The 17,699-nt window shown below is 54.9% G+C and carries 18 protein-coding genes; 8 read left to right on the forward strand and 10 right to left on the reverse strand.

Going from position 1 to position 17,699, the window contains the following annotated elements:
• Positions 1-18 precede the first annotated feature (18 nt).
• From kbl to ABGA49_RS07295, 3 genes are all read left to right on the forward strand, one after another.
• On the forward strand, positions 19-1,215 hold the full coding sequence (kbl, locus tag ABGA49_RS07285) for a glycine C-acetyltransferase (RefSeq protein WP_134319113.1): 1,197 nt from the start codon (positions 19-21) through the stop codon (positions 1,213-1,215).
• An 8-nt stretch (positions 1,216-1,223) separates the two neighbouring features.
• Positions 1,224-2,249 (forward strand): L-threonine 3-dehydrogenase, encoded by a 1,026-nt coding sequence (gene tdh, locus ABGA49_RS07290; protein WP_061492517.1) that lies wholly within the window; start codon positions 1,224-1,226, stop codon positions 2,247-2,249.
• Positions 2,250-2,403: 154 nt separating this feature from the next.
• Entirely contained in the window at positions 2,404-3,201 is a 798-nt protein-coding gene (locus ABGA49_RS07295) for a glycosyltransferase family 2 protein (protein WP_061492518.1), read from the forward strand.
• Here the strand turns inward: ABGA49_RS07295 and ABGA49_RS07300 are convergent.
• The 3 genes from ABGA49_RS07300 to gpmM are packed head-to-tail and all read right to left on the reverse strand — an operon-like array spanning position 3,198 to position 6,953.
• A complete protein-coding gene (locus ABGA49_RS07300) occupies positions 3,198-4,127 on the reverse strand; it encodes a divergent polysaccharide deacetylase family protein (RefSeq protein ID WP_061492519.1) in 930 nt (309 codons plus the stop codon). The two genes, ABGA49_RS07295 and ABGA49_RS07300, sit on opposite strands and share 4 nt — an antisense overlap.
• A 3-nt stretch (positions 4,128-4,130) precedes the next feature.
• Positions 4,131-5,396 carry a murein hydrolase activator EnvC gene (gene envC, locus ABGA49_RS07305; RefSeq protein ID WP_061492520.1) on the reverse strand — a complete coding sequence of 422 codons (1,266 nt, stop codon included), beginning with the start codon at positions 5,394-5,396 and terminating at the stop codon, positions 4,131-4,133.
• A 9-nt stretch (positions 5,397-5,405) separates the two neighbouring features.
• The gene (gpmM, locus tag ABGA49_RS07310; protein ID WP_088238266.1) at positions 5,406-6,953 is read right to left on the reverse strand and encodes a 2,3-bisphosphoglycerate-independent phosphoglycerate mutase; all 1,548 of its coding nucleotides are present in this window, start codon (positions 6,951-6,953) and stop codon (positions 5,406-5,408) included.
• Between the two features lie 248 nt (positions 6,954-7,201).
• Here gpmM and ABGA49_RS07315 point away from each other — a divergent pair, with 248 nt between their 5' ends.
• The 5 genes from ABGA49_RS07315 (at position 7,202) to cysE (ending at position 10,432) form a co-directional block, all read left to right on the forward strand.
• Complete coding sequence (locus tag ABGA49_RS07315) at positions 7,202-7,633, forward strand: rhodanese-like domain-containing protein (RefSeq protein WP_061492521.1); 432 nt, start codon at positions 7,202-7,204, stop codon at positions 7,631-7,633.
• 47 nt (positions 7,634-7,680) lie between these two features.
• Positions 7,681-7,932 (forward strand): glutaredoxin 3, encoded by a 252-nt coding sequence (grxC, locus tag ABGA49_RS07320; protein ID WP_061492522.1) that lies wholly within the window; start codon positions 7,681-7,683, stop codon positions 7,930-7,932.
• Between the two features lie 38 nt (positions 7,933-7,970).
• Complete coding sequence (secB, locus tag ABGA49_RS07325) at positions 7,971-8,438, forward strand: protein-export chaperone SecB (RefSeq protein ID WP_017458193.1); 468 nt, start codon at positions 7,971-7,973, stop codon at positions 8,436-8,438.
• Positions 8,438-9,457, forward strand: coding sequence for an NAD(P)H-dependent glycerol-3-phosphate dehydrogenase (gene gpsA, locus ABGA49_RS07330; RefSeq protein WP_061492523.1), 1,020 nt, complete (start codon positions 8,438-8,440; stop codon positions 9,455-9,457). Before secB ends, gpsA begins: the two co-directional genes overlap by 1 nt.
• Before the next feature lie 153 nt (positions 9,458-9,610).
• Positions 9,611-10,432 carry a serine O-acetyltransferase gene (gene cysE, locus ABGA49_RS07335; RefSeq protein ID WP_061492524.1) on the forward strand — a complete coding sequence of 274 codons (822 nt, stop codon included), beginning with the start codon at positions 9,611-9,613 and terminating at the stop codon, positions 10,430-10,432.
• 176 nt (positions 10,433-10,608) lie between these two features.
• Here the strand turns inward: cysE and trmL are convergent, their stop codons facing one another.
• From trmL to mtlD, 7 genes are all read right to left on the reverse strand, one after another.
• A complete protein-coding gene (trmL, locus tag ABGA49_RS07340) occupies positions 10,609-11,082 on the reverse strand; it encodes a tRNA (uridine(34)/cytosine(34)/5-carboxymethylaminomethyluridine(34)-2'-O)-methyltransferase TrmL (RefSeq protein ID WP_347665366.1) in 474 nt (157 codons plus the stop codon).
• 466 nt (positions 11,083-11,548) lie between these two features.
• A complete protein-coding gene (gene lldD / locus ABGA49_RS07345) occupies positions 11,549-12,736 on the reverse strand; it encodes an FMN-dependent L-lactate dehydrogenase LldD (protein WP_061492527.1) in 1,188 nt (395 codons plus the stop codon).
• Positions 12,733-13,509, reverse strand: a complete 777-nt coding sequence (lldR, locus tag ABGA49_RS07350) for a transcriptional regulator LldR (protein ID WP_061492528.1) — start codon at positions 13,507-13,509, stop codon at positions 12,733-12,735. The genes lldD and lldR overlap by 4 nt, the downstream gene beginning before the upstream one ends.
• The gene (lldP, locus tag ABGA49_RS07355; protein ID WP_347665367.1) at positions 13,506-15,161 is read right to left on the reverse strand and encodes an L-lactate permease; all 1,656 of its coding nucleotides are present in this window, start codon (positions 15,159-15,161) and stop codon (positions 13,506-13,508) included. Before lldP ends, lldR begins: the two co-directional genes overlap by 4 nt.
• A gap of 267 nt (positions 15,162-15,428) precedes the next feature.
• Complete coding sequence (locus ABGA49_RS07360) at positions 15,429-15,791, reverse strand: YibL family ribosome-associated protein (protein WP_061492530.1); 363 nt, start codon at positions 15,789-15,791, stop codon at positions 15,429-15,431.
• 56 nt (positions 15,792-15,847) lie between these two features.
• On the reverse strand, positions 15,848-16,435 hold the full coding sequence (gene mtlR / locus ABGA49_RS07365; RefSeq protein WP_134319177.1) for a mannitol operon repressor MtlR: 588 nt from the start codon (positions 16,433-16,435) through the stop codon (positions 15,848-15,850).
• Positions 16,435-17,598: a mannitol-1-phosphate 5-dehydrogenase gene (mtlD, locus tag ABGA49_RS07370; RefSeq protein ID WP_347665368.1), complete on the reverse strand. Its 1,164-nt coding sequence runs from the start codon at positions 17,596-17,598 to the stop codon at positions 16,435-16,437. Before mtlD ends, mtlR begins: the two co-directional genes overlap by 1 nt.
• Between the last annotated feature and the right edge of the window lie 101 nt (positions 17,599-17,699).

The raw sequence follows: 17,699 nt of genomic DNA on the forward strand, positions 1-17,699 counted from the left end.
CCTGTCTGGAGAATTGCGATGCGTGGGGATTTTTATCAGCAGTTAACGAACGACCTGGAAACCGCACGGGCGGAAGGTCTGTTTAAAGAAGAACGCATTATCACGTCGGCACAGCAGGCCGACATCACTGTGGCGAATGGTAGCCATGTCATTAACTTCTGCGCCAATAACTACCTTGGCCTGGCTAACCACCCCGATCTGATTGCCGCGGCGAAAGCTGGTATGGACAGCCACGGTTTTGGTATGGCCTCGGTACGTTTTATTTGCGGCACTCAGGATAGTCACAAAGTGCTGGAGCAGAAGCTGGCCGAGTTCCTCGGTATGGAAGATGCCATCCTGTACTCCTCCTGTTTCGATGCCAATGGCGGGTTGTTTGAAACCCTGCTCGGCGCGGAAGACGCCATTATCTCTGACGCCCTGAACCATGCTTCAATTATTGACGGCGTGCGTCTGTGCAAGGCTAAACGCTACCGTTATGCCAATAACGATATGCAAGAGCTGGAAGCGCGTCTGAAAGAAGCACGCGAAGCGGGCGCACGTCATGTGCTGATTGCTACCGATGGCGTGTTCTCAATGGATGGCGTGATTGCCAACCTGAAAGGCGTGTGCGATCTGGCGGATAAATACGATGCGCTGGTGATGGTGGATGATTCTCACGCGGTGGGCTTTGTTGGCGCGAATGGGCGCGGTACGCATGAGTATTGCGACGTGATGGGTCGTGTCGACATTATTACCGGTACGCTGGGCAAGGCGCTGGGTGGTGCATCCGGCGGTTATACCGCGGCGCGTAAAGAAGTGGTGGAGTGGTTGCGCCAACGTTCGCGTCCTTATCTGTTCTCCAACTCGTTGGCGCCAGCGATTGTCGCGGCGTCCATTAAAGTGCTGGAGATGCTGGCTTCTGGCGCGGAACTGCGCGATCGCCTGTGGTCTAACGCACGTCTGTTCCGCGAAAAAATGACCGCCGCAGGTTTTACACTGGCGGGTGCCGATCACGCCATTATTCCGGTGATGCTGGGCGATGCCGTGGTGGCGCAGAACTTTGCCCGTGAGCTGCAAAAAGAGGGGATTTACGTCACGGGTTTCTTCTACCCGGTGGTGCCGAAAGGTCAGGCGCGTATCCGTACGCAGATGTCTGCGGCGCATAGCCCTGAGCAAATTGAGCGTGCGGTGGCTGCGTTTATCCGCATTGGTAAACAACTGGGCGTGATTGCCTGAGGACCACGATGAAAGCGTTATCCAAACTGAAAGCGGAAGAAGGCATCTGGATGACCGACGTACCGGAACCGGAAGTCGGGCATAACGATCTGCTGATTAAAATTCGCAAAACCGCGATTTGTGGAACCGACGTGCATATCTACAACTGGGACGACTGGTCGAAAAAAACCATTCCGGTCCCGATGGTTGTCGGCCATGAATACGTGGGGGAAGTGGTCGGCATCGGCCAGGAAGTAAAAGGTTTCAACATTGGCGATCGCGTTTCCGGAGAAGGCCATATTACGTGTGGGCACTGCCGTAACTGCCGCGCGGGGCGTACGCACCTGTGCCGCAATACCGTCGGCGTTGGCGTTAACCGTCCGGGGTGTTTCGCAGAATATCTGGTGATCCCGGCGTTTAACGCGTTCAAAATCCCGGACAATATCTCTGACGATCTGGCGTCGATTTTCGACCCGTTCGGCAATGCGGTGCACACGGCGCTCTCCTTCGATCTGGTGGGCGAAGATGTCCTGGTTTCCGGCGCAGGGCCGATCGGCATTATGGCTGCGGCAGTGGCAAAACACGTAGGGGCGCGCCATGTGGTGATCACCGACGTGAACGAGTATCGCCTTGAACTGGCAAAGAAAATGGGTGTGACCCGTGCGGTAAACGTTGCCAAAGAGAGCCTGGCGGATGTGATGGCGGAACTGGGCATGACGGAAGGCTTCGATGTGGGGCTCGAGATGTCCGGTGCGCCGCCGGCATTCCGTACGATGCTCGACACCATGAACCACGGTGGTCGCATTGCCATGTTGGGTATTCCCCCGTCGGATATGTCCATCGACTGGAATAAAGTCATCTTCAAGGGGCTGTTTATTAAAGGTATTTATGGCCGTGAGATGTTCGAAACCTGGTATAAGATGGCGGCATTGATCCAGTCTGGTCTGGATCTCTCACCGATCATCACCCACCGTTTCAGCGTTGATGACTTCCAGCAGGGCTTTGACGCGATGCGCTCAGGGCATTCCGGCAAGGTCATCCTGAGCTGGGACTAACAAAACAGAAGGGCGCTGACAGGCGCCCTTTTTTTACAACTCTCCTCACATTCCCCAATTTTTATTTCGTTTAATCGCACAATTTCCCTACCCGTTTGCATCAAGGCGATTAACCTGTTGAGCAACGGTTTAACTTTGATGTGTGGTCTTCCTTATGTTCAAAGTATCGGTATGTCTGCTGACATACAATTCAGCGCGACTATTACGGGAAGTGTTACCGCCGCTCATTATTGTGGCGGATGATTTCGTGGTGGTTGATTCCGGCAGTACGGACGCGACGCTCGATATTTGCCGGGATTATGGTGTTAACGTCCATCAGCGTCCCTATGACATGCATGGTCAGCAGATGAATTATGCTATCCAACTTGCGGCTCACGACTGGGTGCTATGTATGGACAGCGATGAGATCCTCGATGATCGGGTGGTAGATTTTATTCTGAAGCTTAAAGCAGGCCATGAGCCGTTGCGCGATCATGCCTGGCGTTTACCACGCTACTGGTACGTGTTGGGGCAGGAAGTTCGTACCCTGTATCCCATCTCTTCACCCGATTTCCCGGTGCGCTTATTTAACCGCCAGTGTGCACGGTTTAACGATCGCCCGGTGGATGATCAGGTGGTCGGCGCGCTCACCTGCGCGAAAATGCCCGGCCGGGTTCGTCACGATACGTTTTATACCCTGCATGAGATGTTTAATAAGCTCAATGGCTACACGACACGGCTGGTGAAATACAATCCTGTCAGACCATCCATCACCCGTGGGATCATTAGCGCTATTGGCGCGTTTTTTAAATGGTATGTGTTCAGTGGGGCGTGGCGCGAGGGTAAGGTTGGTGCCGCGACTGGGTTATATGCCACGCTCTATAGCTTCATGAAATATTTTAAAGCTTGGTATGCCCATGCGGAGGAAAAATCCTCCGCGAGGACAAAAGAACATAACAAACGGGTGGTTTAAGCTTGGGGCGTCTTCCAGCCTTGCCACTGGTTCCTGAAATAACGAACCAGCGTATTCTCACCAACACTTTCACTCACTACGTTAAAGAAGCGGGTGGCGTAAACCGGCGCAGGTTTCTGCTTCGCTTTACAGAGTTTCACACCACGGAAGGGGTTACGCGGGGGCTGAGGTATCACGCCGCCGGGTGTTGAGGTCTCTGTTTGCGGTTCGTTCAGCAGGGTGCCCGGGCGCACCAGGGTGATATCCGCAGGCAGGTTATAAATGACCTGCTGTAATACGCGAACGGTAGCCGGGTGCGGATGCCCAATCGCGATAGCAGAACCGTTGCGGCGCGCCAGTTCGACGGCCCTTTCAAACTGGCGGCGGATATCGCCCTCGTTTTGCGTATCGTCGAGGAACACCTTGCGCTTAATCACTTTAACACCGGTACCGGCCGCTGCGCGTACCGCCTGACTGTTACCGATGGTCATGCTGTCAAGAAAATAGAGGTTATAACGCTCCAGCGCCTGCATCACCTTTTGCATGCCGAACAGACTGGAGGTCATCGCACTGCCCATATGGTTATTCAACCCGACGGCGTAAGGGACTTTGCTGACCGCATCGCTGATGATGCGTTCTATTTCCGCACTGCTCATGTCAGGGCGCAGGGTGTCTTTTTCCAGCGGTTGCTTACTGAGAGGTGCCATGGGCAGATGGATCAACACTTCATGGCCGCTATTATGGGCTTTAGTGGCCATTTCCCGGGCATACGTTGCATTGGGTAGAACCGCGACAGAGACGGCGGACGGCATAGCCAGCACCTGGTTTTCCGTCTGCGGGCGATAGCCAAAATCGTCAATAACGATGGCCAGTTTTCCGGCCATAACCGGTGAAGAAAATGCCAGCACGCTGGTAAGCGCGAGAAAAAGACGACGAAATTGAAGCAAAACTTATCTTCCCAACCACGGTTGTGGATTGACCGCCTGACCCTGACGGCGAATTTCGAAATAGAGTGATGGCCGGCCCTGACCGCCACTGCTGCCAACGAGTGCTATCGGTTGGCCTGCGCGCACCTGCGTTCCAACGCTGACCAGTGCACTCTGGTTGTAGCCATACAGGCTCATATCGCCCTTCCCGTGCTCAACCACCACCACCAGACCATAGCCTTGCAGCCAGTCGGCAAGAATAACGCGGCCATCGGCAACCGCTTTGACTTCGCTGCCTTCAGACGCACCGATAACAATCCCTTTCCAACGTAGCTCACCCTGCAACTGTTCGCCATAGCGATGCAGTAATGGGCCGCGAACAGGCCAGACGGCCTGGCCAGACGGTGAGCCAAGCCCACCAGTGCGGGACATCAGCGAGCGCTCGCTTTCGGTGGGTTTGTAGGTTGTGCCTTTGCGGCTGGCGTCTTTCTGACGGTCCCGTACGGCCTGCGCTTCGCGGGCTTCGCGCTCCGCGCGTGCTTTTGCTGCCGCTTCCGCACGGGCAAGGCGATCACGCAAACGTGATTCGTTGGCGCGCATTTCGCTCAGTTGCTGCTGACCTTCCTGAATAGAGGATTCAAGGCCATTCAGGGTTTTTTGCCGCTCACTGCGCGCTTGCTCCAGCTTCGCCTGCTGGGCTTTTTGCTCATACAGCAGTGTCTGTTGCTGGCTCTGTTTTTCTTCCAGTTCGGCTTTTTGCGCAGCCACCTCTTCACGGGTTTGCTTCAACTGGGCGATGGTTTCCTGTCGCGCCTGGTTGAGATAGCCGAAATAGGCCTGCAAACGCTGACCGCGCTGGCCCTCTTCACCACTTAAGATCAGTTGAATGCCGGAGTGTTCGCCCTGACGGAAGGCGGCATCGAGCTGTGCGGCAAGATTACGCTCCTGGGTCGCGCGCTGGCGTTCCAGTTTGGCGATTGACGCATTCATCTCATCAATTTGTTTATTCAACTGGGCGAGGGTGCTTTGCGTTTCGTGTAACTGACGTGCGGCGGCGGAAATCGCCTGTTCTTGCGCCTTTAACTGGGCGAGAAGGCCGGAACGTTGCTGCTGTTGCTGGCGTACTGCACGCTCTTTCTCGGCAATATCGGCCTGAATGGATTTGAGCTGATCGCGGTCATCCGCATGGGCGGATACGGCGCACAGCAATGCGCCAGCGCAGAGTGCGCTGGCGCAGAGCAGGGGACGGAGTCCGCCCCATGTAATTGAAAAAATCGCCTTTCCCCTCATGGGGAGGGATTATTCCACGATGAACAGCGGCTTACCAGTCATCTCTTGCGGGATTTCCTCTCCCATCAGCGTCAGCATGGTCGGCGCGATATCAGAGAGTTTGCCGCCTGCGATGGCGTTCACGGCTTTGTCGCCAACGTAGATCAGCGGCACTGGCAGGTTAGTGTGCGCGGTGTGCGCCTGACCGGTTGAGGGGTCACGCATCTGTTCAGCGTTGCCGTGGTCTGCGGTGATCAGTAACTGTCCCCCCACAGATTCAACCGCTTTGACGACCTGCTCAACGCAGTGATCCAGCGCTTCAACGGCGGCAACCGCGGCTTCAAACACACCGGTATGACCGACCATATCGCCATTCGGGTAGTTACAAATAATGGTGTCGTATTTGCCGCTGGTGATGGCGGCGACCAGTTTTTCAGTCAATTCTGCAGAGCTCATTTCAGGCTGCAGATCGTAAGTCGCCACTTTCGGAGAGTTGATCAGAATGCGATCTTCGCCCGGGAACGGCTCTTCTACGCCACCGTTAAAGAAGAACGTCACGTGCGCGTATTTTTCCGTTTCGGAAATACGCAACTGGGTTCTGTTTTTCTTCGCCATCCATTCGCCGAACGTATTCGCCAGAGAGGCTGGCGGGTAAGCGACCGCTGTTTTGATATCGGCAGCATATTCAGTCAGCATGACGAAATCGCCCAGCTTAACCACTTTCTTACGCGCAAAGCCGTCAAAGTCCGCATTAACGAACGCACGGGTAATTTCGCGCGCACGGTCAGCGCGGAAGTTCATGAAAATCAGCGCATCGCCATCTTGCATGGCGGCGTCCGGTTGACCTGCTGCGCGGATTACGGTGGCTTTCACGAATTCGTCGTTTTCATCGCGCGCATAGGCCGCCTGCAAACCGGCAACGGCGCTATCGAAAGTGAACTCGCCTTTGGCCTGCGTCATCAGGTCGTAAGCTTGCTCAACGCGATCCCAGCGGTTATCGCGGTCCATCGCGAAATAACGACCGATAATAGAGGCAACGCGGCCCTTACCGAGCGCGGCGAATTTGTCTTCGAATTTTTTCAGTGAAGATTCAGCGCTGCGCGGCGGGGTATCACGTCCGTCGAGGAAAGCGTGCAGATAGATTTTTTCTGCGCCGCGTTCCGCCGCCAGTTCCACCATCGCCATGATATGGTCTTCATGGCTGTGCACGCCACCCGCAGAGAGCAGGCCCATGATGTGCACTGCTTTGCCAGCGGCAACGGCTTTGTCCACCGCGCCGGACAGCACCGGGTTGCTGAAGAACGTGCGTTCTTTGATTTCCACGTCCAGGCGGGTCAGGTCCTGGTAAACAATACGACCGGCGCCCAGGTTAACGTGGCCGACTTCGGAGTTGCCCATCTGGCGATCCGGCAGGCCTACTTCGAGACCGGATGCGTCAATCAGTGTATGAGGACGGTTTGCCCACAGTTGGTCCATCACCGGGGTCTTTGCGTTGAAAATAGCGTTATCCTGTTGGTCTTCACGGTAGCCGTAGCCATCCAGAATCACCAGTACCATAGGTTTTTTAGAAACCGACATTGCGACAACCTCATGCTCAAAGACAAAAAAATTTTGCGTAATTTTACTACAGCTGAATCGATCAAATAGCCTCAGAAGATCAAAAAAAGCGCCTGCGCTGACGCCTGTTTTCACCGCCTTTAATCATTTTTTTCGTAACACTCCGCAGAAAATGCATTCCATCGCGCTCGCTGGCTGTATTTGCCACACTGCGCAGGTATACTCCTTTCTTGGTTTTTTTATCACTCAGTCGGGAGTCGTTACCCCAGATGCAAGAAATTATGCAATTTATCAGCCGCAACCCCATACTGTGTATCGCCTGGGTCGCGTTACTCGGGGCCGTGCTGTTCACCACTTTCAAAGGCATCGCGTCTAAAGTGAAAGTGATTTCTCGCGGCGAAGCCACGCGTCTTATCAACAAAGAAGATGCCGTGGTGGTGGATCTGCGCCAGCGTGATGATTTCCGTAAAGGTCACATTGCAGGTTCCGTGAATTTGCTGCCAAACGAGATCAAAGCCAATAATGTAGGTGAGCTTGAGAAACATAAAAGCGCGCCGGTTATCGTGGTTGATGGCACTGGCATGCAGGCGCAGGCGCCGGCAAATGCACTGACGAACGCGGGCTTCGAAAAAGTCTACGTACTGAAAGACGGTATCTCCGGTTGGATCGGAGAGAACCTGCCGTTAGTTCGCGGTAAATAATTTGCCCGGCGGGAGATCTCCCGCGGGGTCAAATCTGGAGAAGAGTTATGGCCAATATTGAGATCTACACGAAAGCAACCTGCCCGTTTTGCCACCGTGCGAAAGCGCTTCTGAACAGCAAAGGCGTGACTTTTGCTGAGTTGCCGATTGACGGCGACGCGGTAAAACGTGAAGAGATGATTCAACGTAGTGGCCGTACAACGGTTCCGCAGATTTTTATCGATGCGCAGCACATTGGCGGCTGTGACGATTTATATGCGCTGGACGCGCGTGGCGGGCTGGATCCGCTGTTGCGTTAATGCTTTAAAGCACTACAACACTAAAGGGTTATTCACTCATGTCCGAACAAAACAACACCGAAATGACTTTCCAGATTCAGCGTATTTATACGAAAGATATCTCTTTCGAAGCGCCGAACGCGCCGCACATCTTCCAGAAAGAGTGGCAGCCGGAAGTGAAACTGGACCTCGACACCGCCTCTACTCAACTGGCGGAAGGCGTTTATGAAGTGGTTCTGCGCGTTACCGTAACCGCTTCCCTGGGCGAAGAGACTGGCTTCCTGTGCGAAGTGCAACAGGGCGGTATCTTCTCCATCGACGGTATCGAAGGTACCCAGATGGCGCATTGCCTTGGTGCATACTGCCCGAACATCCTGTTCCCGTATGCGCGTGAGTGCATCACCAGCCTCGTGTCCCGCGGTACTTTCCCGCAACTGAACCTTGCGCCAGTTAACTTTGATGCGCTGTTCATGAACTACCTGCAACAGCAGACTGGCGAAGGTGCTGAACAACATCAGGATGCCTGATGAACGCACTTAATGCTGCAATGACTGTGATCGGTGCCGGCTCTTACGGCACCGCTCTTGCCATCACCCTGGCAAGAAACGGCCACCAGGTTGTGCTCTGGGGCCATGACCCTAAACATATCGCGACCCTGCAGCATGATCGCTGCAATGCGGCGTTTCTCCCCGATGTGCCTTTCCCTGACACCCTGCAATTAGAAAGCGACCTTACGCGTGCGCTCGCTGCCAGCCGCAATATTCTGGTGGTGGTGCCAAGCCATGTCTTTGGCGAGGTGCTGGCGCAGATCAAACCGCTGATGCGCCAGGACGCGCGCATTGTCTGGGCAACAAAAGGCCTGGAGGCGGAAACGGGGCGTCTGTTAGAAGATGTCGCACGCGAAGTCTTAGGTCCGGATATTCCGCTGGCGGTGATCTCCGGCCCGACCTTTGCGAAAGAGCTGGCGGCAGGTTTGCCTACGGCGATTTCGCTGGCATCGACCGACCCGCAGTTCGCCGACGATCTGCAGCAGCTTTTGCACTGTGGCAAAAGTTTTCGCGTTTACAGCAATCCTGACTTCATTGGCGTGCAGCTTGGCGGTGCAGTGAAAAACGTGATAGCGATTGGCGCGGGCATGTCTGATGGCATCGGCTTTGGCGCGAATGCCCGTACTGCGCTGATTACCCGCGGCCTGACGGAAATGTCACGCCTGGGCGCTGCGCTGGGTGCCGATCCGGCAACCTTTATGGGCATGGCTGGTTTGGGCGATCTGGTGCTGACCTGCACCGATAACCAGTCGCGTAACCGCCGTTTTGGCATGATGCTTGGCCAGGGAATGGACGTGCAAAGCGCCCAGGACAAAATTGGTCAGGTGGTCGAAGGTTACCGCAATACCAAAGAAGTGCGCGCGCTGGCGCACCGGTTTGGCGTTGAAATGCCAATAACCGAGGAAATTTATCAGGTATTGTATTGCGGAAAAAATGCGCGCGAGGCAGCATTGACGCTATTAGGTCGTGCGCGTAAAGACGAGCGCAGCAATCACTAAATACACATTATCTTTCAGGCTGCTTCCTTGTTGGTTGCGCCTGCGCATCCCCAGTCGCTTACTTGCGTAAGCCGCCGGGGCTGCTCAGATTTGCTGTCCCGAGGCAGTCTGGCTGATGTTGCGTATTGAAACGCAGATATTCTGGAGTAAGCAATGGCGTGTGAAGAACTGGATCTGGTCTGGAACAATATCAAAGCCGAAGCCCGTGCGCTGGCGGATTGCGAGCCCATGCTGGCCAGTTTTTACCATGCCACGCTGCTCAAACATGAAAATCTGGGCAGCGCGCTGAGTTATATGCTGGCAAACAAGCTGGCCTCGCCGATTATGCCAGCTATCGCTATTCGCGAAGTGGTGGAAGAAGCCTATGCAGCGGATCCAGAAATGATTGCTTCCGCCGCTTGCGATATTCAGGCTGTGCGGACCCGCGATCCGGCGGTAGATAAGTACTCCACGCCGCTGCTTTATTTGAAAGGTTTTCACGCGCTGCAGGCGTATCGGATTGGTCACTGGCTGTGGTTACAGGGGCGTCGTGCACTGGCGATTTTCCTGCAAAACCAGGTGTCGGTGAGCTTCCAGGTGGACATTCACCCGGCGGCGAAAATCGGCCGCGGCATTATGCTCGACCATGCAACCGGCATTGTGGTGGGGGAAACCGCTGTTATCGAAGATGATGTGTCGATTCTGCAATCGGTAACCCTTGGCGGGACCGGGAAAACGTCGGGAGACCGTCATCCGAAGATCCGCGAAGGTGTGATGATTGGTGCAGGCGCGAAAATCCTGGGCAATATCGAAGTCGGTCGCGGTGCGAAAATCGGCGCAGGTTCCGTGGTGTTACAGCCCGTACCGCCGCATACCACCGCCGCAGGCGTTCCGGCGCGCATTGTGGGCAAACCGGAGAGTGATAAGCCGTCGATGGATATGGATCAGCATTTCAACGGTATTAACCACGGGTTTGAATACGGCGACGGAATTTAATTTTCTGGCTATTTTACTCGCCGGCCTGACCCCGGGCAGTGCTCAAAATCCTCACGTACTGTGTGTACGCTCCGGTTTTTTTCGCGCTGTCCGTGTGCAATTTGCCTTCGCCAATAACGCCAGAAAAGTGTTACCCACGTTTCCGATTAATACCCGCCACCCGACACGTTAACCTCTCAGCTTCGCAGTACCGCACCAGGGTAACCTAACTGGCGCCAGGCCTCATAGACCACCACCGATACGGCGTTTGACAGGTTCATACTGCGGCTGTCCGGCATCATCGGTATGCGGATTTTCTGCTCAGCAGGCAGCACATCAAGAATGGTTGCCGGCAGTCCGCGGGTTTCCGGACCAAACATCAGAAAATCCCCGTCCTGATAATTCACTGCGCTGTGTGCTGGCGTACCTTTGGTGGTCAGCGCGAACAAACGCTGCGGCTGCTCTGCGGCAACAAAAGCGGCGTAATCATGGTGGCGTTTCACGGCGGCGAACTCATGGTAATCCAGCCCGGCGCGGCGCAGGCGCTTATCATCCCAGGTAAACCCCATCGGTTCGATAATATGCAGGTTAAAGCCGGTATTCGCGCACAGGCGGATGATGTTCCCGGTGTTAGGCGGGATTTCTGGTTCGAATAAAACAATGTTTAACATAATGCTGCCCCTGATGATAACGCCGGGCAGAATAGCAGATTTTTCCCCTCACCCTAACCCTCTCCCCAGAGGGGAGAGGGGACAGGCTGGTGCGGATTTTCACTTTCGCTCCTCAAAGGGGAGAGGGAACAGGCTGGTGCGGTTTTTCACTTTCTCTCCCCAAAGGGGAGAGGGGACAGACTGGAGCGGTTTTTCACTTTCGCTCCCCAGAGGGGAGAGGAGACAGGTTGGTGAGGATTTTCACTTTTGCTCCCCAAAGGGGAGAGGGGACAGGCAGGAGCGGTTTTTCACTTTCGCTCCCCAAAGGGGAGAGGGGACAGGTTGGTGAGGATTTTCACTTTCGCTCCCCAAAGGGGAGAGGGGACAGGTTGGTGAGGATTTTCACTTTCGCTCCCCAAAGGGCAGAGGGGACCAACTGGCACTGGTTTTCCCCCTCTCCCTTCCAGGGAGAGGGCCGGGGTGAGGGTTATGCCGCATCCCCATGTGCCAGCGGTGCCAATGCGGCGGGCAACTGACGCAACTCCTGCACCAGCGAATCTTTGCTGATTTCACTAATCGATCTCGCGCCGGTTAACGTCATCGCCACCTTCATCTCTTTCTCAATTAAATCCAGCAGATTTGCCACCCCCTGGCGTCCGTGCGTTGCCAGTGCGTAGAGATACGCGCGGCCCAGCAAGACAGTGTCAGCACCGAGTGCAATCATACGCACGACATCCAGACCGTTGCGGATACCGCTGTCGGCGAGAATAGCAATATCCCCTTTGACCGCATCGGCGATAGCCGGTAACGCACGCGCGGATGAGAGTACGCCGTCGAGCTGTCGGCCACCGTGGTTGGAGACCACAATACCATCTGCGCCAAAGCGCACCGCGTCGCGAGCATCTTCTGCATCCAGGATCCCTTTGATCACCATCGGGCCATCCCAGAATTCGCGGATCCACTCCAGGTCTTTCCATGAAATCGAGGGATCGAAGTTTTTCGCCAACCAGCCAATGTAGTCTTCCAGGCCTGTTGGTTTGCCAAGATACGTTGAGATGTTGCCCAAATCATGAGGACGCCCGTTCATGCCGACATCCCACGCCCATTGCGGGTGTGTTACGGCCTGCCAGTAACGGCGCAGGGCGGCATTCGGGCCACTCATGCCGGAGTGTGCATCACGGTAACGTGCACCGGGTGTTGGCATATCGACGGTAAAGACCAGCGTGGAGCAGCCTGCCGCTTTGGCGCGCTCCAGCGCATTACGCATAAAGCCGCGATCGCGCAGGACATAAAGCTGGAACCACATTGGCCGTTTCAGGGTAGGCGCAACTTCTTCAATCGGGCAGACGGACACCGTTGACAGGGTAAAAGGAATGCCTTTCGCATCGGCTGCACCTGCGGCCTGTACTTCGCCACGTCGCGCATACATGCCGCATAATCCGACCGGTGCCAGCGCCACAGGCATCGAGAGTTTTTCGTTAAACAGCGTGGTGTCGAGACGGAGGTCAGACATATTTTTCAGCACCCGCTGGCGCAGCGCGACCTGGGATAAATCTTCAACGTTGCGGCGCAGGGTATATTCGGCATACGCGCCGCCATCGATATAGTGAAACAGAAACGGCGGCAGAATGCGCTGTGCTGCCGCGCGGTAGTCGCTGGCTGCGGAAATAATCATGCTTTTTTCTCCCTGGAGTGAATATGCTGTTCGTCCGGCAGACGGGTGATCCGCGCCTGTCGGGCCTGATCTTCATCGAACTGGCGAATGGTGGTGTGCACGAAGCCAAGATGGGCCATCATCGCCTGACGCGCGCCCTCGGCGTCTCCGGCAAGAATGGCGTTCATCACTGCCTGGTGCTGTTCGGTAAGCTGTGAAAATACGGGGGGAACCAGGTACATACGCTGGCGGCTCTGCTTCACGGAGGATTGCAGCAGGTCGAAAAAACCCCGCATCGTCTGGAGCAGCACCACGTTGTGCGACGCTTCCGCGATGGCAAGGTGGAAGCGCACATCCGCTTGTGACGCCAGGTCCGGATCATCGGATTGTGTGGCGTCAAAACAGAGGACAATTTTCTCTTTGTCTGCATCCGTTGCGCGCATGGCCGCATGCCAGGCCGTGCTCGCTTCGATGGCGTGGCGCGCTTCAAGGATATCGAAGCTGTAATCCGGATCGTCATTCAGCAGTGTCTTTAACGGCTGCACAATGTTTTGTTCGGACCACTCATCGTGCTGCCAGCGCACAAAGGTGCCGCCGCCGCGACGACTCAGCAACACGCCTTCGCTCACCAGTCGCGACAATGCTTCACGTAATGAGTTGCGCGACACGCCAAGCTGTACGGCAAGCTGGCGCTCAGCGGGCAATTTCATGCCCGCTTCCAGTCGCTGCTCTGCAATCAACGCCCGCACACGGTCAACAACGTCGTCTGTCAGGCGTCTGGGTAACACTTTCATGGGATCATCCAGGTCAGCACATAGGCCTGAAGTGTCGTAATAAGACCGACCATACAGGTGAAAATCAGGCTGTGTTTAACGGTAAAGCGGAACAGATCTGACTCTTTCCCCACCAAGCCAACGGCCGCACAGGCAATGGCGATGGATTGCGGTGAAATCATTTTTCCGGTAACGCCGCCGGTAGTGTTCGCTGCCACCATCAGCACATCTGAAACGCCAATCTGTTGAGCGGCAGTGGCCTGCAAGGCGGCAAACAGCGCATTCGACGAGGTATCCGAACCGGTAAGGAATACCCCCAACCAGCCAAGGAAGGGCGAGAAGAAGGTAAAGGCGTTGCCGGTATGCGCCAGCGCTAATGCCAGCGTTGAAGAGAGCCCGGAGTAGTTGGAAATAAAGGCAAAGGCCAGCACCATTCCGATGGAGTAAATCGGCAATGCCAGATCGCGCAAGGTGCTGGTAAAGGTGCTGACTGCATCTTTTGGCTTCATGCGCAGCCAGATAATCGACAGGATAGCGGCAAACAAAATGGCCGTACCGGTCGCTGAGAACCAGTCAAATTTATAGATGGCTGCGTAAGGCGTGGCTGCGCTCACCACCGGCGGCATACGGGCGACCAGCTTATCCAGGTGCGGTACGGAAACAGTGAACACCCAGTCATACAGCGCACCGCCAGGGGCGAACATGGCCTTGAACGGTGGGATGCTCCACAACGTGACGGTAGCGGTCAGAAACAGGAACGGTGACCAGGCGCGCAGGATCTGTCCGCCGCTGTAGTGGGTGCGTTGCAGATTGAGATCGACCTGCGATGCGCCCATATCGCCAAAACGGAAAATACGTACCGGTTTCCAGCGTTTGAGGAACAGCGTCAGGCAGACCAGTGACACCAGCGACGAGATAATGTCTGGCAGCTCCGGGCCGATAAAGTTTGAACTCAAATACTGCGCAATGGCAAACGAACCACCGGCCACGATCACCGCAGGCCAGGTCTCTTTCACGCCGCGCCAGCCGTCCATAATCGCCATGATCCAGAACAGCACAATGATGGTCAGGAACGGCAACTGACGACCTACCATCTGGCCAATTTCAAAACTGTCCAATCCGGTGACTTGTCCGGCAACCAGAATCGGAATGCCCATAGCGCCAAAAGCGACTGGTGCAGTATTGACGATCAAACACAAACCGGCGGCATACAATGGGTTAAAACCAAGCCCGACCAGCAGTGCAGCCGTGATCGCCACCGGTGCGCCGAACCCAGCCGCCCCTTCGAGAAACGCACCGAACGAGAAGCCGACAATCAGCATTTGCAGGCGCTGGTCCGGGGTGATTGAAAGAATCGACGAACGGATAATGTCGAACTGCCCGGTTTTTACCGAGATTTTATAGACAAATACCGCAGCGATAATGATCCAGGCGATTGGCCACAGGCCGTAGAAGAAACCATACACCACAGAGGCGAGGGCATGATCCAGCGGCATATCGTAGAACAGCAACGCGACTGCCAGTGCGATTGCCACGGTCCAGCTCGCAGCGATATAGCCTTTTAATTTGAGTTTGATGAGCGCAAAAAAGAAAAACAGGATCGGCAGTGAAGCGATCAGACTGGATAGCCAGATATTGCCGGCCGGGTCGTAATTCTGTTGCCAGAGATTCATGCAGGTCTCCTGAGAACCACCGTAAAACAGGTGAGCGGTAAGTCTGTGCTTATCTCTGCATCACACGTTTTGTAAAAGTGGTCCTGCCAGTGGTTGTGTGTAGGGTTTGTGATAACGAATGGTTATCCAAATGTTGCTATCTGGCAATTGGGATGTGACGTGATTTTATGGAATTGTGAACAGCAGAGAAAATCAGAGGGTGATTGGTAGGGCCAATTTTGGCAGCACTTGCTCCGATACAGGAAGCAAGTGCTGTGAACAGGAAGGTCAGAAGGCGCTTTTGGCAAAGCCAGTCATGGCGTCGAGACCCATTTCACGCCCCAGCGCTGTCATCGGGTGTACGACTATCAGACCACGGACACTTTTTTTCAACTTGCCGAGATCCGCCTGCTCTTTTTTGGTGATGGCCCGGCTGAACGGCATTTTCATCAGCTTTTGCGCTTCTTTGCTCAGCTTCTGGGTGTATTGCTCGCGCAGACGGAGGATTTCCGCTTCCAGCGTAGTTTTCTCTTTTTCCAGTTCAGCGTATTTGTCCGCCGCGTCAACTAACGAGAGATCGGCTTGCTGGTGGCGAATGGCGTCGAGGCGGTCGCTCAGACGCTTAATTTCGTTTTTTTCGACTTCTTTCATGGTGCCCGGTTTTGTTGGGGAATAAAAAGATAAGGATACAGCATTTATAACGGAGTTTACTTCTGGAATGCCTTTTTTAAGCTGATACGGGAAATCAACTCGGTGAGGGACAGCACCATCGTGGAACGCACCACCTGCTGGTAGCGCTGTTTTTGCATCGCAAAAAGGTCAGGATCGCTGGTATCGAACAGCGGTGTTGGCGGCAGGGCGGCAACGCAGTGCAACTCGCCAAAAGGCCCGAGGATTTCATCATCGGTAAAGGAATATTCCGTGCCGTCGTGGTTCAGTTCCTCGCGTAGCGCCATCAGCAGTTCCGCATCTTCATACTCCGGGCGGGAAATGACCCCAAGACCGTAAATCAGCTTCAAACGCACAGACAAATTGCCCAGCGGTCCATCTCCGTCAAGTAGCGGCTCAACTGCATATTTCACCGCATAGTCGTCTTTGCGGAATACCTGCAGCACCAGAATATTGATCGCCTCATTGAGCAACTCAACGGCGGCAATCAAAAAACTTCGCACGGTTTTGCCAGCATTCAGACGCTCGAGTACACGGTTTTCGAAGGCCTGCGTTTTTTCCATTATTGCCTGCATATCTGACAATTTCGTTAACAGGCGCGGGGAATCCCGCGCCATAGTCGGCATCATGCCTTTGCGTTATAGGCGTTGACGGCTTCGTTAACGACCGGGCTGTTGGCGTCCAGACCAGAAATCTGCGCCAGCGCAGCCTGCGGGCCTTTCTCGTCGATAAGCACTGCCAGCTCTTGCGCTTGCGGATCCTGTTCGCTGCGGTAATGCATGGCGGCGGCAATGCCTTTCACCAGGTTCGCATGCGGCAGATTGTACTCCAGCGTGCCGAGCAGCGGTTTGATCAGACGATCGCCAGCGCTCAGTTTACGCAGCGGCTGACGTCCTACGCGCTCAACATCGTCTTTCAGATAGGGGTTTTCAAAACGACCCAGGATTTTCTGAATGTACGCGGCGTGCTTATCGGCATCAAAGCCATAACGCTTGATCAGTACCGCACCGCTCTCTTCCATCGCGCCTTTCACAACGGCACGGATGTTGGCATCCAGGATAGCGTCGCGAATGGTTTGAAGGCCGGTCTGTTTTCCAAGGTACGCGGTTATAGCATGCCCGGTATTCAGCGTGAAGAGCTTACGTTCAACAAATGCCATCAGGTTATCAGTTAATTCCATCCCGGGGATGTTCGGTAGCGCGCCTTTAAACTGGGTTTTATCCACAATCCACTCACTGAATGTTTCCACTGTCACTTCCAGCGGATCATGGGTGGCCGATTCAGAAGGCGGAACGATACGGTCAACGGCGGAATCGACGAAGCCGACGTGCTGATCAACCCAGGCTTTATCTGCATCCGCCAGCGCGGCAATGACATGGCCTTTCAGTTGCGTGGTGCCGCGCACCATATTTTCGCACGCGATGATATTCAGCGGTGTGGTAATGCCCTGTGCTTTACGTTTCGCCAGCCCTTTGGCGATAGCCGGCGCAATGCGTTCCAGAACGACCGGGCCAACAGCGGTGGTCACCAGATCCACGGAAGCGATCAGTTCGACAACCTCATCACCGATACTGCTGACGGCGTTGACACCGGAAACCGTATCCACCTGCTCATTTTCACCAACCACATGCACCTGATAGCTATGACGGGCATTAAGGGCGTCGAGAACCACCTGATTCACATCGGCGAATGTCAGTTCAATCCCCGCGTCGGCCAATAATTTGCCGATAAAACCACGTCCGATATTTCCTGCGCCAAAATGCAATGCTTTCATAGTCTTAACCTTCATCAATGTTTTTACCCGAGAGGGCTGGGGTGAGGAACCACGAAAATTTCTCCTCACCCTAGCCCTCTCCCCAAAGGGGAGAGGGAAGAGGTTAGCGCCGGTCT

This window comes from Kosakonia sp. WA-90, assembly GCF_039871955.1.
Taxonomy (GTDB): domain Bacteria; phylum Pseudomonadota; class Gammaproteobacteria; order Enterobacterales; family Enterobacteriaceae; genus Kosakonia; species Kosakonia oryzendophytica.